Source organism: Rhodococcus sp. NCIMB 12038 (assembly GCF_002165735.1).
Classification (GTDB): Bacteria; Actinomycetota; Actinomycetes; order Mycobacteriales; family Mycobacteriaceae; genus Rhodococcus_F.
Map to the genome: position 1 here is coordinate 369,379 of NZ_NHML01000003.1, position 15,443 is coordinate 384,821.

At 68.9% G+C, this 15,443-nt stretch carries 15 protein-coding genes and 6 tRNA genes; 11 read left to right on the top strand and 10 right to left on the bottom strand.

Annotation, left to right across the window (positions count from 1 at the left end; all coding sequences use genetic code 11):
* Nucleotides 1-8: 8 nt before the first annotated feature.
* Nucleotides 9-1,565, bottom strand: coding sequence for an alpha/beta hydrolase (locus CA951_RS05480; RefSeq protein ID WP_256973345.1), 1,557 nt, complete (start codon nt 1,563-1,565; stop codon nt 9-11).
* A 23-nt stretch (nt 1,566-1,588) separates the two neighbouring features.
* Nucleotides 1,589-2,377, bottom strand: coding sequence for a pyrimidine reductase family protein (locus CA951_RS05485; RefSeq protein WP_087556001.1), 789 nt, complete (start codon nt 2,375-2,377; stop codon nt 1,589-1,591).
* Between the two features lie 34 nt (nt 2,378-2,411).
* On the opposite strand from CA951_RS05485, the gene zapE reads away from it, so the two are divergent.
* On the top strand, nt 2,412-3,428 hold the full coding sequence (gene zapE, locus CA951_RS05490) for a cell division protein ZapE (protein WP_087555871.1): 1,017 nt from the start codon (nt 2,412-2,414) through the stop codon (nt 3,426-3,428).
* 9 nt (nt 3,429-3,437) lie between these two features.
* On the opposite strand, the gene CA951_RS05495 is transcribed toward zapE, so the two are convergent.
* Genes CA951_RS05495 through CA951_RS44040 form a run of 3 tightly spaced genes read right to left on the bottom strand, consistent with a single transcriptional unit; the run spans nt 3,438 to nt 4,691 of the window.
* Complete coding sequence (locus CA951_RS05495) at nt 3,438-3,968, bottom strand: GNAT family N-acetyltransferase (RefSeq protein WP_087555872.1); 531 nt, start codon at nt 3,966-3,968, stop codon at nt 3,438-3,440.
* Nucleotides 3,965-4,306 (bottom strand): hypothetical protein, encoded by a 342-nt coding sequence (locus tag CA951_RS05500; RefSeq protein WP_087555873.1) that lies wholly within the window; start codon nt 4,304-4,306, stop codon nt 3,965-3,967. Before CA951_RS05500 ends, CA951_RS05495 begins: the two co-directional genes overlap by 4 nt.
* 22 nt (nt 4,307-4,328) lie before the next feature.
* Entirely contained in the window at nt 4,329-4,691 is a 363-nt protein-coding gene (locus tag CA951_RS44040) for a hypothetical protein (protein WP_256973347.1), read from the bottom strand.
* 936 nt (nt 4,692-5,627) lie between these two features.
* Here CA951_RS44040 and CA951_RS05510 point away from each other — a divergent pair.
* Nucleotides 5,628-6,116 carry a 2-isopropylmalate synthase gene (locus tag CA951_RS05510; protein ID WP_087555874.1) on the top strand — a complete coding sequence of 163 codons (489 nt, stop codon included), beginning with the start codon at nt 5,628-5,630 and terminating at the stop codon, nt 6,114-6,116.
* A 70-nt stretch (nt 6,117-6,186) separates the two neighbouring features.
* Here the strand turns inward: CA951_RS05510 and CA951_RS05515 are convergent.
* The 5 genes from CA951_RS05515 to CA951_RS05535 all read right to left on the bottom strand — a co-directional run bounded on the left by CA951_RS05515 (nt 6,187) and on the right by CA951_RS05535 (nt 6,670).
* A tRNA-Val gene (locus CA951_RS05515) sits at nt 6,187-6,261 on the bottom strand.
* 16 nt (nt 6,262-6,277) lie between these two features.
* A tRNA-Gly gene (locus CA951_RS05520) sits at nt 6,278-6,350 on the bottom strand.
* Nucleotides 6,351-6,429: 79 nt separating this feature from the next.
* Nucleotides 6,430-6,501 (bottom strand) — tRNA-Val (locus CA951_RS05525).
* A gap of 1 nt (nt 6,502) precedes the next feature.
* Nucleotides 6,503-6,573: transfer RNA gene (locus CA951_RS05530), tRNA-Cys, on the bottom strand.
* A 24-nt stretch (nt 6,574-6,597) separates the two neighbouring features.
* Nucleotides 6,598-6,670 (bottom strand) — tRNA-Gly (locus tag CA951_RS05535).
* A 252-nt stretch (nt 6,671-6,922) separates the two neighbouring features.
* Here CA951_RS05535 and CA951_RS05540 point away from each other — a divergent pair.
* The 9 genes from CA951_RS05540 to CA951_RS05580 all read left to right on the top strand — a co-directional run bounded on the left by CA951_RS05540 (nt 6,923) and on the right by CA951_RS05580 (nt 15,381).
* Nucleotides 6,923-6,994, top strand: a tRNA-Val gene (locus CA951_RS05540).
* 157 nt (nt 6,995-7,151) lie between these two features.
* Nucleotides 7,152-8,354: an RtcB family protein gene (locus tag CA951_RS05545; protein ID WP_087555875.1), complete on the top strand. Its 1,203-nt coding sequence runs from the start codon at nt 7,152-7,154 to the stop codon at nt 8,352-8,354.
* Between the two features lie 77 nt (nt 8,355-8,431).
* On the top strand, nt 8,432-8,857 hold the full coding sequence (locus CA951_RS05550) for a TIGR02611 family protein (RefSeq protein WP_087555876.1): 426 nt from the start codon (nt 8,432-8,434) through the stop codon (nt 8,855-8,857).
* Nucleotides 8,858-8,952: 95 nt separating this feature from the next.
* Nucleotides 8,953-11,010, top strand: coding sequence for a threonine--tRNA ligase (thrS, locus tag CA951_RS05555; RefSeq protein ID WP_087555877.1), 2,058 nt, complete (start codon nt 8,953-8,955; stop codon nt 11,008-11,010).
* A 5-nt stretch (nt 11,011-11,015) separates the two neighbouring features.
* Nucleotides 11,016-11,591 (top strand): HIT domain-containing protein, encoded by a 576-nt coding sequence (locus CA951_RS05560; RefSeq protein ID WP_087555878.1) that lies wholly within the window; start codon nt 11,016-11,018, stop codon nt 11,589-11,591.
* Nucleotides 11,592-11,670: 79 nt separating this feature from the next.
* Nucleotides 11,671-12,336, top strand: a complete 666-nt coding sequence (gene pgsA, locus CA951_RS05565; protein ID WP_087555879.1) for a phosphatidylinositol phosphate synthase — start codon at nt 11,671-11,673, stop codon at nt 12,334-12,336.
* Entirely contained in the window at nt 12,333-13,238 is a 906-nt protein-coding gene (locus CA951_RS05570) for a phosphatidylinositol mannoside acyltransferase (RefSeq protein WP_087555880.1), read from the top strand. The genes pgsA and CA951_RS05570 overlap by 4 nt, the downstream gene beginning before the upstream one ends.
* Complete coding sequence (locus tag CA951_RS05575; RefSeq protein WP_087555881.1) at nt 13,235-14,362, top strand: glycosyltransferase family 4 protein; 1,128 nt, start codon at nt 13,235-13,237, stop codon at nt 14,360-14,362. Before CA951_RS05570 ends, CA951_RS05575 begins: the two co-directional genes overlap by 4 nt.
* Entirely contained in the window at nt 14,359-15,381 is a 1,023-nt protein-coding gene (locus CA951_RS05580; RefSeq protein WP_087555882.1) for an NUDIX domain-containing protein, read from the top strand. Before CA951_RS05575 ends, CA951_RS05580 begins: the two co-directional genes overlap by 4 nt.
* Nucleotides 15,382-15,443 lie beyond the last annotated feature (62 nt).

The following is a 15,443-nucleotide window of genomic DNA, read 5'->3' on the forward strand; positions in this document are numbered from 1 at the left end:
CACCTCCGCTAGGCGGGGCAGGCGCTGCCGTCCGGCGGCAGCACCCCGTCCGTGACGTAGGTGACGATCGACTTCTGCGCGCAGTCCGAATGGGTGGCGGGGTGGCCGCTGCCGTGCCACGTCAGCGTCGCCGTCGCGGCGCCTGCACTCGACACGGCCCCCGTCACCGTCCCCACCCCGGCATTCCCGACGACCGGGTCGGCGGTGCCGCTGAGCACCAGGACCGGCAGCGTCAGCTCGCCGGGCAGGGCGGGGGGCGCCGTCGCGGGCCAGGACGTGCACGTGAGCAGTCCGACGGCGGCGGTCGGGCCGAACAACGGGAACCGTTCGCCCCACAGCTTCTGCAGTTCCCGGACCCGGTCGGGTGCGGGCCACTGCTGGCCGTCGGTGCAGCGGGTGATGAACTGGCCGTCGCTCTCGTAGGCGGCCTCGGCCTGCGCGACCGCCGCGAGGATCGGCCCCGTGTTCCCGGCGAGGGCGGCGGACACGGCATCCGACAGGGCGCGGACGCGGCCCTGCTGGTCGCCGCCCGCCGCGGCGAGCGACCCGGACACCGCGGTGAGGAGGGCGTTCGCGGACACCCGGGGGATCTGCCCGTTCGCGGCGCGGGTGACGGCGTCCGTCACCGCGGCGCGGGGATCGGCGCCGAGGGAGCAGTTCAGGGCCGTGCACTGGCGGGCGAACGCGTCGAACGCCGCCTCCTGGCCCGCCACCTGCTGCTCGGTGACGGTCGCGGCGTCCACCGTGGTGACGGCGGGGGAGTCGAGGACGAGCCGGCCGACCCGGCCGGGGTACTTGGCGGCGTAGCTGAGCGCGACGGCGCTGCCGTTGCCGGTGGCGAGGATCCCGAGCGCGTCGACGTCCCAGGTGCGGCGCAGTTCCTCGATGTCGTCGGCGGCGTGGGTGCTGTCGAACGCGAGTTCCTGCGGCTGCAGGTAGTCGGTGCACGCGATGGTGGCGTCGCGGCCCAGCGCCGTCACCTTGTCGACCTGGTCACCCGTCCCCGGGTCGAACTGCCCGAGATTCGCCAGGCTGCTGCGGAGCTCCGGGGTGAGGCACTCGATCTCCTGCGAGGCGGCGATCCCGCGGCGGTCCACCGCGACCACCGGGCGCGTCGACAGCAGCGACGTCAGACCACCGGTGCTCAGCGCGGCGAGCGTCGCGGTCGACGACCGGTCCGATCCCGACGTGAGCACGAGTGGCGCCGCGTTCTCGGGGGTGTCGGCGAGCCGCGCCCGCATCGCACCCATCGTGAAGGTCCCGGGCAGGGTGCCGCTCTCGTCGACGGCCGCCTCGTAGGAGCCGCACTCGAAGACGATCCCGGCGGGGGCCGTCGTGCCCGGGCCCAGGGCGTCGAGCGTGCTCTGAGTGCAGTCGGTCCACGCCAGGTCGTTCTTCGGGGTCTGCAGCACGGGCGGGGCAGCGTCGGGGTTCTCGGTCTCGGTCGCGGTGGGTTCGCTGCCGCCGCCCTCGCGCTCGACTGCCACGTGCGGGCGGTTGGACGGTCCGGCTCCGCACGCGGTGCACACCACGAGAACCATTGCGAGCAACACCGATCTGCGCATGGCGACCACCCTGCCAGGTTCCGCTACGGGCGGGGCAGCCGCACCCATCGGGTGAGGACGGTGCCGTCGGTGTCGGTGAGGATGTGCGCGGGAGTCATCGCGGTGATCCGGGCATTCGGTGCGGTGGCGACGCGACCGGCGGTTCCCCCGGCGAGCACCGGGGCCGTGGTCAGGCAGACCTCGTCGACGGCGTCGTCCGCGATCAGCTGCCCGAACAGGCTCGGTCCGCCCTCGCAGAGCACCCGCCGGTGTCCGAGGTCGTCGAGAGCCGCGATCAGTCCTTCACTGGTGATCTGCCCGTCGCCGGCCGTGACGATCCGGGCGCCCGCGTCGGCGAGGGCGCGGATCCGCGCCGGGTCGGCGTCCGCGCACGTGACGACGATCGGCGCCACCTCGGTGTCCGTGAACAGGCGGGCCTGCGGGTCGAGGTGGGCGCGGGCGGATACGACGGCGATCGGTGGAACCTCCGGCATTGCCGAGGCTGCCCGGCGTCGCCTGCCCTCGGCGCCGACGCGCGCGCCGCCGTAGTTCTCCGCCCGGACGGTTCCGGCCCCGACCAGCACGACGTCGGCCAGTTCCCGTAGCGTCTCGAAGACCAGTGCGTCCGCGGGGGTGCCGAGCGCCCCGCTGACCCCGTCGACGGAGACGGAGCCGTCGATACTGTTCACGAAGTTGACGCGGATCCACGGCCGCGGGGTCTCCGCCGGGTAGGCGTACAGCTCACGCAGCGTGTTCGCGGTCGATTCGCTGGACTCCTCCCGGACGGGCGGACGGTCCGGTGTGAAAAATGTCGCAATATGTACACGGTGCATGTTGGTGATCACAACACGTGGATACCCTGCTTGTATGCATGCACGTCTTGTCGATCGCAGCCCCGTGGTCCCCGCTGATCAGTTGGTAGCTCAGATGGTGCCCCCGGCCATGTTCGACGAGGTGAGCTTCGCGTCGTACATCCCCGATCCCGCAGAACCCAGCCAGGCCGCCGCGGTCCAGAAGGCGGAGGAGTTCGCGAAGAAGGTCGTGAAGATCCGCAGTGGCGGTCGACGCGGTCTGTTCGGGAAGAAGACGCCGGCCACCGGTGCCGGTCTCTACCTCGACGGCGGCTTCGGCGTCGGCAAGACCCACCTCCTGGCCTCGATCTTCCACAGCGTCCCGTCGCCCAAGGCGTTCGGCACGTTCGTGGAGCTGACGCACGTCGTCGGCGCACTCGGCTTCAACAAGGCCGTCGAACAGCTGTCCGACCACAGCGTCCTCTGCATCGACGAATTCGAACTCGACGACCCGGGCGACACCATGCTGGTCTCCCGCCTGCTGTCGGAGTTGTCGGCACGCGGCGTGTCCATCGTCGCGACGTCGAACACGCTGCCCGGCCAGCTCGGTGAGGGCCGGTTCGCCGCACAGGACTTCCTGCGAGAGATCAAGAAGCTCGGTTCCATCTTCGAGACGATTCGCGTCGACGGACCCGACTACCGCCACCGCGACCTGCCGCCGGCCCCGGACCCGATCTCCTCGGAGGAGCTCGCCGAGCGCGCCGACAGCATCCCCGGCGCGACCCTCGACGACTTCGACGCCCTGTGCAAGCACCTCAGCACGCTGCACCCGTCCCGCTACAACAAGCTGGTCGAGGGCATTCCGGCCGTGTTCCTGGACGGTGTCCACCCCGCCGAGGACCAGTCGGTGGCGCTGCGGCTGGTGGTCCTCGCCGACCGCCTCTACGACGCGAGCATCCCCGTCACCGTTGCGGGAGCCAAGCTCGACGCGATCTTCACCCCCGAAATGCTGGCCGGCGGGTACCGGAAGAAGTACCTGCGTGCCACGTCGCGTCTGCTGGCGCTGTCGCGTTTCGAGGTCGCGGCGAGCTGACCCGGCTCGCTACAGTGCCCGCTGCATCACGAAATCGTGGTGCAGCTGGGTGCCGACGACGAACGTCTTCGTTCCGACCTGCGTGAAGCCGTGCTTCGCGTAGAAGCGCTGGGCTCGCACGTTCTCCTGGTTCACGCCCAGCCACAGCCCGGCGCACCCCGCCGCGACCGCCCGTTCGACGATCGCATCCATCAGCGCGGACGCGACGCCGGTCCCGTGATTGCCGGGCAGCACGTACAGCTTGCTGATCTCGGTGGTCGGCCGCAGCGTCACGACCCTGCCGACGTCCGGATCGGCAGGTTCCCCGTCGATCAGCATCGCGTAGCCGACGATCGCCCCGCCATGTGTCACCTTGAGGACGGTGCGGTCGGGGTCGGTGAGGTACTCGGAGAACCGTTCGGCGGACAGCACGTCGTCGATGAACGTGGCGATGTCGTCCTGCGTCGCCCCGGGCGGGCACGCAAGGGGGAACGTCGCCGCGGCGACGTCGGCGATCGCCTCGGAATCCCAGATTCCCGCCGGGTCGATTTCGACAGTCACAGCTGATCCACCGCGTCCTTCGCTTCCCGAAGAGTCATCCCCGTACTGTCCCGCAGCAGGCTGATCGCCGCAATGCTCCGGCCGTACTCGACCGTGGCCTTCGCGTGCCGCACGCCGATTCCGTCCCGCGCGACGAGGAGCTTGAACGCCTCGGTGGTCCGGCCCCGGTCCAGCAGGCACGTCACCTCGTCCCGGGTGGCGTCGTCGAGGTGCCGCCACGTCGATGCGGGATGCAGATCGGGTGGGGTGTGCGAGCCGCCGCGACAGGACCGCGACGTGACCAGAACCGCGATGTAGACGTTTCCCACCGCGATCACGAACCATCCCCAAGTCGGCATGACCTAAGTAGAACATCTGCTGTCAGTCGCGATCCGGGGCCCACTCGGATTGCTCTTCGCGGTCCCGGTCCGGGGCGAACGCGGGCGCGAGGAGGAGGAGCCCGACCGCGAACAGGAGCGGGACCACGAACCCGATCCGCAGGTCGGTCGCGGCGGCGGCGAACACGACGACCGCCCTTCCTGCGACGCCGACCGCCGAACCCGCACGGAGGACGGCGATCTCGTCGTATTTCGCGATCCAGAAGTCGCCACTCAGCCGCGACACCAGAGCCGCGCACTGGTACGCGGCCAGCGCCAGGGCCGCCGTACCCGCGTCCGCGAGCAGCACGTTCCTGACGTACAGCGCGGACCAGTTGGCGACACCGAAATCGATGGCGTAGAACAACGCATCGCGATACCGAGTGCGAGCAGGGCCCGGATCGGAACCGGAACGGCCACAGGGTCAATCGCCGGTGCGGCGATGCCTGCCGGGGCCCGCACCGGGCCGATCCGGCGGCGACGACGAACGCCGCCGTCAGCTGGGCGGCGGCGACACCCACGCCGAGGGCCGACGTCGCGGCGACGAAGAGCGCGCCCGCAATCGCACCGACGCTCCACACCGCGTGGAACGACGACAGGACGAAGCGACCGTAGGCGTGCTGGATCGACATCGCCTGCGTGTTGGCGGCGGCGTCGACGATGCCGAGTCCGGCGCCGTACGCGGACAGGCAGGCGAAGAAGGCGCCGGTGTTCGGGCTGAAACCGAGCGCCCCGCCCGCGGCCGCGATCGTCGCGAGCCCGAGTTGCAGTGCCGCCCTGCTGGAGAAGCGGCGGGCCAGGTGTTCGGCGAGCCTTCGATCGTGGACATCCCCGCCGCGAGTGCGGCGATCCTGGTCTCTAATTGGACGAGTGTCCAATACTCCTCCAGCGCCGCGACCGTCCCGGCACTGTGCGGGGATGTGCAGCGTTCTCCGGATCGGCGGGTGATATGTCCGAAAGCGCGGTCGACGAGGTGCCCGGAACAAGACTGAGCCCCAGCCTTGGATGGGGGGTCATGGCTGGGGCTCATTGCCATCGGGGGGGTGGATGGCAAGTTCGACGATACATGAGGATTTCCTCACGTTCCAGAAGCGGGGGTAACGATTTCGTCACCGGCCGTCGCCGTCGCCGGCGTTACCGCACGCACCGGGGTTGTCTCAGTGGACGGTTGTCGCTTACAGTGTCCTCCATGCAGCGCATTCTCGTAGTTCTCCGCCGTAGCGGGGTCTGATACGGACCGACCCCTCGCTGCGGGTCGTTGAGCTACGCGTTGGTCCTCCCTCCTTCCAGGAAGACCACGAGAATGAGCACCAACACTTCTTTCGCTCCATCCTTTCCCTCGTCGACACCGGCCGCCGACCCGTTCGCCGCGCGCTACGGCAAGTCGCTGCCATCGGAACTCCGCACCGAAGCCGCCGGGATGACCTGGACCGCGTTCGAGACCGTCTACGCACCGTCCAACGGACCGTTCCGCCTGGGTAGCTGGTCGGAAACGAAGACCGGGCCCGGGATGTGGGATTTCGAAGCCACCCTCGGCATCGGCGAATCGATCTGCAAGACCGGTGCGAGCGCGCCCGGCCCGGTCTCCGCCATGACCTCGATGCTGTACGACGCGGGGTGTGCGATGGAGATCCTGTCCTTCCACCAGCACGAGATCGGGCACCGCACGGCGACCTTCCTGCTCTGTGAGAGCGCAGGCATCCGGCTCTGGGCGATGGGAATCGGCGAGTCCCGCACGGAATCGACTCTGCGCGCGATGATCTCCGGCGCCAACCGGCTCCGGCCCGCCTGACGCACAACGACGTGCGGCCCCGGTCGATGACCGGGGCCGCACGTCGTGAACTCTTCGGTTGAACGCGAAATGGTGCGCGATACTGGGATTGAACCAGTGACCTCTTCCGTGTCAGGGAAGCGCTCTCCCGCTGAGCTAATCGCGCGGGACGGAAAAAAGAGAGCGGACGACGGGATTCGAACCCGCGACCCCAACCTTGGCAAGGTTGTGCGCTACCAGCTGCGCCACGTCCGCATTCGTGAAGGCCCCTTGCGGGGCTGTCACTGTCGAGCAAGTCAAACACTAACAGTCGAGCATCTAGCATCTATCTCGGTGCGCGATACTGGGATTGAACCAGTGACCTCTTCCGTGTCAGGGAAGCGCTCTCCCGCTGAGCTAATCGCGCGAGGTGGAGACGGGAATCGAACCCGTGTGCACGGCTTTGCAGGCCGTTGCCTCACCACTCGGCCACTCCACCGCGAAGGTTGAGTCCAACCTCTCGAGCGGACGACGGGATTCGAACCCGCGACCCCAACCTTGGCAAGGTTGTGCGCTACCAGCTGCGCCACGTCCGCATGCACCGTGTAACTCGCGGAGAATGTTCTCCGTGGTGCGGTTGAGAACATTAGCCGACCATCCGCGATAGTTACAAATCTGCAGGTCAAGGCATCAGACGGTGAACTCGACGTGAACGGGACCGGGTCGTGGGCGTGCCGCAGCCAGGGGCCGGCACGAATCCCACACGAATCCCATCGAGGTGATTTTCGTTCGGCCGCTCGGTCTGTTAATGTTCCAACTCGTTCGAGCGCGAGTATTCGACGCGCCTCGGTCCCGTGGCTCAGTGGAAGAGCGTCCCGTTCACACCGGGAAGGTCGCTGGTTCGATCCCAGCCGGGACCACACAAAGAAGAGGTCGTTTCCGAAACCGGAAATGGCCTCTTCTTTTTCGTGTGCGCACCCGGAAAATCGGTTGTTGCCGCTCTCCGGTGCGACGGACAATGAACTGAGCCGGCCCGAAAATTTCCCGGGTGATCCGCTACCGAAGGACTGAAGTCCCATGTTCCCCGTGAGGCTGGAAGGCACCACCGCGCCGACACTGATGTGGGCTGAGGAGCAGACCATCGAGCAGGCCGCGTTGCAGCAGTTGCGGAACATGGCCGACCTGCCGTGGGTGCACGGGGTGCGCGTCATGCCCGACGTCCACGTGGGCAAGGGCGCCACGGTCGGTTCCGTCATCGCGATGCGGGCGGCGGTCGCCCCCGCCGCGGTCGGCGTCGACATCGGCTGCGGAATGACGGCAGTCCGGACCGATGTGACCGCGAGCGACCTGCCGGACAGCCTGCGGTCGATGAGGTCGCACATCGAGCGGGCGGTGCCCGTCGGTTTCGCCATGCACGAGCACTCGGTGAACGTCGGCGCACTGGGTACTGATGCCGGGGGAGTGAAGAAGGGGTGGCACCGCTTCTGGCAGGAGTTCGGCGACCTGCATTCCGGTGTGCAGTCCCGGGAATCGCGGGCGATGAAGCAGATCGGCACACTCGGCGGCGGCAACCACTTCATCGAGGTGTGCCTGTCCGACGCCGACGAGGTCTGGCTGATGCTCCACTCCGGGTCACGCAACATCGGCAAGGAACTCGCGGAGCGGCACATCGCGGTGGCGCGGGCCCTGCCGCACAACCAGCGGCTGGTCGATCGCGATCTCGCGGTGTTCCTGGCAGGCAGCAAGGAGATGGACGCATACCGCCACGACCTGACGTGGGCGCAGGAGTACGCGGCCCGGAACCGCGCCGTCATGCTCACGCTGGTGATGCGGGCCTTCCGGCAGTCCCTTCCCGGCAGGACGGTGCGGTTCGACGAGCCGATCTCCTGCCACCACAACTATGTGTCGGAGGAGATCGTCGACGGCGAGCCGATGCTCGTCACGCGTAAGGGCGCGATCCGGGCGGGCCGGGGTGATCTCGGGCTCATCCCCGGGTCGATGGGCACCGGTTCCTACGTGGTGCGGGGCCTGGGCTCCGAGTTGTCGTTCAATTCGGCGTCGCACGGGGCGGGGCGGACGATGAGCCGCACCAAGGCGAAGAAGCGGTTCACCGTCGACGACCTGGTGCGGCAGACGTCCGGCGTCGAATCGCGCAAGGACGCCGGTGTGATCGACGAGATTCCCGGCGCCTACAAGGACATCGAGCAGGTGATCGAAGCGCAGGCCGATCTCGTCGAGGTGGTGGCCCACCTGCGGCAGGTCGTCTGTGTGAAGGGGTGACCGCAGGTCGCGGTCGGTAGGGTGGACTGGTGACCAGCAGAGAAGCTCGACCGGGATCCGCGCCCGAGAACGGGGACGTGGACGACTCGGATCTGTCGCCGTTCCAGGAAGCGGAGAGCCGCTGGCGCCGGTGGCGGGCACACGTCGCCGCGCGCCCGGGCCTCAACCTGGCGTACCGCATCGTGGTGGGGGTGATCGGCGTTCTCGTGCTCGCCGCCGGGATCGTCGCGATCCCGTACCCCGGGCCCGGCTGGCTGATCGTGTTCGCGGGGCTCGGCATCCTCGCGTCCGAGTTCGCGTGGGCCCACCGGTTGCTGCACTACGCGCGGCAGCGTTACGACAAGTTCATGGACTGGTTCTCGCGGCAGTCGCTGGTGGTCAAAGGGCTGGGCGCGTTGCTGACGTGTGCCGTCGTCCTCGCCACGCTGTGGTTGCTCGGGACGTTCGGTCTCGTCGGGACGTGGATCGGCCTCGACTACCCGTGGCTGGAGAGCCCGCTCTAGCCGGACGCATGATTGGGTGTCACTGCTGGGCCGATAACATGGGCTGGCACATTCACCATGTCTGCACCGCACACCTCACCTAGGAGAACATCGCCGTGAGCACCCCCGCATCCGCCGCCCAAGCCACCCTCGTCCGGGTGCCCGCGGGGACGACGGCCGGTACAGCGGTTCGGGAGGCCGGCTACCCGACCAAGGGCCCGGACGTCGTCGTCGTGGTCCGTGACGCGGAGGGCCAGCTCAAGGACCTGTCCTGGGTGCCCGACGCCGACGTCGAGGTCGAACCGGTCGCGGCGAACACCGACGACGGCCGCAGCGTCATCCGCCACTCGGCGGCGCACGTCCTCGCGCAGGCCGTCCAGCAGGAATTCCCCGAGGCCAAGCTCGGTATCGGCCCGCCGATCAAGGACGGCTTCTACTACGACTTCGCCGTCGAGCGCCCGTTCACTCCCGAGGACCTCGCGAACCTCGAGAAGCGGATGAAGAAGATCGTCAAGGGGTCGCAGCGGTTCTCGCGCCGCGTCGTCGACTCGCTGGAGGAGGCGCGAGCCGAACTGGCGAACGAGCCCTTCAAGCTCGAACTCATCGACGACAAGTCGGGAATCGACGACCCGGAGATCATGGAGGTGGGCGGCAACGAGCTCACCATCTACGACAACCTGGACCCACGGACCGGCGAGAAGGTGTGGGGCGACCTGTGCCGGGGCCCGCACATCCCCACAACCAAGCACATCCCGGCGTTCAAGCTCACCCGCAGCTCCGCGGCGTATTGGCGTGGTAACCAGGACAACGCCGATCTGCAGCGCATCTACGGCACCGCGTGGGAGTCGGCGGAGGCGCAGGAGCAGCACCTGGAACTGCTCGCCGAGGCCGAGCGCCGCGACCACCGCAAGCTGGGGTCGGAACTCGACCTGTTCAGCTTCCCCGACGAGCTCGGCTCGGGACTGCCCGTGTTCCATCCTCGGGGCGGGATCATCCGCACCGAGATGGAGGACTACTCCCGCAAACGCCACGTCGAGGAGGGGTACGAGTTCGTCAACACACCCCACATCACCAAGGGCCACCTCTACGAGGTGTCGGGGCACCTGGACTGGTACCGCGACGGCATGTTCCCCGCGATGCACATCGACGAGGAACTGAACGAGGACGGCACTGTGCGCAAGCCGGGCCAGGACTACTACCTCAAGCCGATGAACTGCCCGATGCACAACCTGATCTTCCGCTCCCGCGGACGGTCGTACCGCGAACTGCCGTTGCGGCTCTTCGAGTTCGGTTCGGTGTACCGGTACGAGAAGTCGGGTGTCGTCCACGGACTGACCCGCGTGCGGGGAATGACGCAGGACGACGCGCACATCTACTGCACCCGCGAGCAGATGCGCGACGAACTGGCGTCCACCCTGCAGTTCGTCCTCGGCCTGCTGAAGGACTACGGACTGGACGACTTCTACCTCGAGCTGTCCACCAAGAACCCGGACAAGTTCGTCGGCGACGACGCCGTGTGGGAGGAAGCGACGGCGACGCTGGCCGAGGTCGCGGAGTCGTCGGGGCTGAACCTGGTTCCCGATCCGGGCGGCGCCGCGTTCTACGGCCCGAAGATCTCGGTGCAGGTGCAGGACGCCCTGGGGCGCACCTGGCAGATGTCGACGATTCAGCTCGACTTCAACCTGCCCGAGCGGTTCGACCTCGAGTACACCGCCACCGACGGCACCAAGCAGCGGCCGGTGATGATCCACCGGGCCCTGTTCGGGTCCATCGAACGGTTCTTCGGGGTGCTCACCGAGCACTACGCGGGCGCGTTCCCGGCCTGGCTGGCGCCCGTCCAGGTGGTCGGAATTCCGGTGGCGGAGACGTTCGCCGATCACCTCTTCGACGTGGTGAAGCGCCTGAAGGCGGCCGGTGTCCGCGCCGAGGTCGACGCGAGCGACGACCGCATGCAGAAGAAGATCTTCAACAACACGGCGCAGAAGGTGCCGTTCATGCTGCTGGCGGGTGCGCGCGACGTCGAAGCCGGCGCCGTCAGCTTCCGGTTCCGCGACGGCACCCAGGTCAACGGCGTGCCCGTGGACGACGCCGTGCGCATCGTCACCGAATGGATCGGCCGCCGCGAGAACGCGTCGCCGACGGCGGAACTGCTGCAATCCGGTCAGGAAGGGTGACGCACATGACCGGAGGTGACGACGTGACGGCCGACGAGATGCTCGGCGGCCCCGGCCGCCTCGTCGACCGCGGCCCCGGCGAGCCCGATCACCTTCAGCGGATCTGGTCGCCGCACCGCATGTCGTACATCGCCGAGACACCGAAGTCGAAGGACGTCCCGAACGAGCCGTTCATCGACATCCCGAAGATGGACGACGAGGACGGGCTGATCGTCGCCCGCGGGGAGCACGTGTACGCGGTGCTGAACCTGTACCCGTACAACCCGGGGCACCTGATGGTGGTTCCCTACCGCAAGGTCGCGGCGCTGGAGGACCTGACGGAGGCGGAAAGCGCCGAACTGATGTCGTTCACGCAGCAGGCGCTGCGCGTGATCAAGCGGGTGTCGCGGCCCGACGGTTTCAACGTCGGCCTCAATCTCGGTGCGGCGGCGGGCGGTTCGCTCGCCGAGCACCTGCATCAGCACATCGTTCCGCGCTGGGGCGGGGACGCGAACTTCATCACGGTCCTCGCCGGGGTCAAGGTCATGCCGCAATTGCTGCGCGAGACCCGGGGGCTGCTGGCAAAGGCCTGGAATGAATGACGCGATAGATGAATGACGCGCGAGTCGCTGACTCACGCGTTCGGGGTTCCTGTCGGGAAGTGAAGAACGGGGTGGAGAGGTGCTGAGCTTCTTCGGACGGGCATCCGTGTCCAAGGTGACGGCTCCACTGGGGAAGGCCCTGGTCAAGACCGGGCTCACCCCCGATTCCGTCACCGTCATCGGCACCGTCGCGACCGTGGCGGGCGCCGTCACGCTGTTTCCCAGCGGACATCTGTTCTGGGGAGCGATGTTCATCTGGCTGTTCGTGATGTTCGACATGCTGGACGGCGCGATGGCACGCGCGCGGGGCGGCGGAACCCGGTACGGCGCCGTCCTCGACGCCACCTGCGACCGGGTGGCCGACGGCGCGATCTTCGCCGGGCTCGCCTGGTGGGCGGTGTACCACGAGAACAGCAAACCGCTGCTGATCGCGACGCTGCTGTGCCTGGTCACCTCGCAGGTGATCTCGTACGCCAAGGCGCGCGCAGAGGCGAGCGGACTGTCCGCCGACGGCGGGCTCATCGAGCGACCCGATCGGCTGATCATCGTCCTCGTCGGCGCCGGCGTCACCGGGCTCGGAGTGCCGTGGGCCGTGCACGTCGCGATGTGGTTGCTGTCGGTGGGCAGCGTGATCACCGTGTTCCAGCGGGTCCTGGCGGTCCGCCGGTCGCCGGGAGCGCGGGACGTGCTGCCCCTGCCGCCCGCCGACCCGACGCCGGAAGACGGACAGGCGACCGCGCAGTGAGCGGCCTGTCCGAACGCCTCAGCGACCTGGGGTACGCGACAGGCTGGCGGCTGGTGCGCGCACTGCCCGAGAAGGCCGCGGTAACCCTGTTCGACAGGGGAGCCGACTTCGCCGTCCGGAACGGCGGCCCGGACCAGTTGCGCCGCAACCTCGCCCGGGTGCTGGGTGTACCCGCCGCGGAGGTGCCGGACACGCTGATGCGGGCGTCGGTGCGGTCCTACGCACGGTACTGGCGGGAGGCCTTCCGGCTGCCGTCGATGGATCTGGTGAAGACCGGAGCCGCCCTCGACGCGCTGATCGAGGGGCAGAAGCACCTCGACGCCGCGAAGGAGGCAGGCACGGGCGCCATTCTCGCCCTTCCGCACAGCGGAAACTGGGACATGGCCGGCGTGTGGTGCGCCCAGCACTGGGGTGGCCTGTCCACGGTCGCCGAACGGCTGAAACCCGAATCGCTGTACCAGCGGTTCGTCGACTACCGCGAAGGCCTCGGCTTCGAGATCTTCCCACTCAGCGGCGGTGAGCACCCCCCGTTCGTGGAACTGTCGGAGCGGCTGCGGGACAACGGCATCGTGTGCCTTCTCGGTGAACGCGACCTGGCGAAGAAGGGAGTCCCGGTGACGTTCTTCGGTGAACCGACCCGGATGCCCGCCGGCCCCGCCAAGCTGGCGATCGACACCGGTGCGCCGCTGCTGCCGGTGCACTGCTGGTTCACCGACGGCGGGTGGGGTTTCCGCATCGACCCGCCGATCGACACGACCGCGGGAGTGGCCGCGGCGACCCAGGCCCTGGCGGACCGGTTCGAGGCCAACATCGCCGCACATCCCGAGGACTGGCACATGCTTCAGCCGCTGTGGCTGTCCGACCTGTCGCAGGCGAGGCTCTCCCGCATGGAGAACTCGTGAAGATCGGCATGGTCTGCCCGTACTCGTTCGACGTCCCGGGCGGAGTGCAGGCCCACGTCGTCGACCTCGCGGAGGTCCTGATCGAGCGCGGGCACAAGGTGAGCGTCCTGGCGCCGGCGTCCGACGACGTCGACCTGCCCGGTTTCGTCGTGTCGGCGGGACGCGCCCTCGCCATTCCCTACAACGGTTCGGTGGCCCGGCTGAGTTTCGGCCCCGCCGCGAGCGCCCGGGTCCGGCGCTGGATCTCGGACAACGATTTCGACGTCCTGCACATCCACGAGCCCAACGCGCCGAGTCTGTCGATGCTCGCCATGCGCGTGGCGGAGGGGCCCATCGTGGCGACGTTCCACACGTCGACGACGAAGTCGTTGGTGCTGAGCACGTTTCAGGGTGTGCTCCAGCCGTACCTGGAGAAGATCAGCGGTCGCATCGCGGTGTCGGAACTCGCGCGGCGCTGGCAGGTCGAATCGCTCGGCTCCGACGCCGTCGAAATCCCCAACGGCGTCGACGTCCCGGCGTTCGCGAACGCGGAACCGCTGACGGGCTACCCGCGCCCCGGCAGGACCATCCTCTTCCTCGGCCGCTACGACGAGCCCCGCAAGGGCATGGCCGTGCTCCTGAAGGCGCTGCCCGCGCTGGTGGAGAAGTATCCCGACCTCGAGGTGCTGGTGGTCGGCCGCGGTGACGAGGACAAGCTGCGCCGCGAGGCGGGGCCGGTCTTCGGGCACCTGCGTCTGCTCGGCCAGGTCGACGACGCAGAGAAGGCGTCGGCGCTGCGGAGCGCCGACGTGTACTGCGCCCCCAACCTCGGCGGTGAGAGCTTCGGCATCGTGCTGGTGGAGGCGATGGCCGCCGGAGCCGCAGTCGTCGCGAGCGAACTGGACGCATTCCGCCGGGTCCTGCGGGACGGCCAGGCGGGTGTGCTGGTGCCGGTGGGGGATGCGGCAGCGCTCGCCGCCGGGATCGACTCGGTGCTCGGCGACTCCGAGCGCAGCGCCGCGCTCACCGACGTCGGCCGCACGGTGGTCACCGAATACGACTGGCCGGTGGTAGCCGAGCAGATCCTGCGCGTCTACGAGACGGTCACCGTCGGCCGCGACGGCGTCCGGGAGGTCGGCTCGTGACGCTCTCCGCCCTCACGATCCTGGTTCTCGCGCTGGTCGCGGCCGTCGTCCTCGCGATCGGCCTGTGGGCGTACGGCACGGCCAACCGCCTCGACCGCCTGCACGTCCGCTCGGACCTGTCCTGGCAGGCCCTCGACGCGGCCCTCGCCCGCCGGGCGGTGGTCGTCCGCGCGGCGGCCGCGGCGATGGACCCGCCCGAGGGCAGGTCATTGGCCGCGCTGGCGGCCGGGGCCGAACGGTCGGACCGGGCCGACCGGGAGATCGCCGAGAACGCGTTGTCCAGCGCACTTTCGTCCCTCGACCCGGACACCCTGCGCCCCCAGTTGGTGGCGGAACTCGCCGACGCGGAGGCGCGGGTGCTGATCGCCCGCCGCTTCCACAACGACGCCGTCCGCGACACCCTCGCCCTGCGCACCCGGCGGCCCGTCCGATGGCTGCACCTCGGCGGCACGGCCCCCCTGCCGACGTACTTCGAGATCACCGAACGCTCGTCCGCGGCCGCCGTCACCGAGGGCCTGTCCCTCGACTCCGTCCGTACCTCTGCCCGGGTGGTGCTGCTCGACGGTGATGGCCGGGTGCTGCTGCTGCGGGGACACGACCCCACCGTCCCCGACATCTACTACTGGTTCACGATCGGTGGCGCCGTCGAGAAGGGCGAGAACCTGCGGGCGGCCGCGGTCCGGGAGATCGCCGAGGAGACCGGGCACACCGCATCGGCCGAGTCGCTACGCGGACCGATGTGGCGCCGGGTGGCGATCTTCTCCTGGAACGGGCAGCTCATCCGCTCCGAGGAGCTGTTCTTCGCGCTGCGCACCGACGGGTTCGAGCCGCACCACGGCGGCTTCACCGAACTCGAGAGCCGCACCATCACCGGTCACCGGTGGTGCACCGCGGAGACGGTCCGTGAACTCGCGGCGGCGGGCGAGGCCGTGTACCCGCACGACCTCGCGGATCTCCTCGACGAGGCCGAATCGGTCGCCGTCGCCGCCGACGACCCCGAGGTGCGCGCGATCACCTGAGCCGCCCGCACGTCCGGAGAAAGCCAGCAATCGCGGACTGGCTACGGAAGTGGACTGGCGTT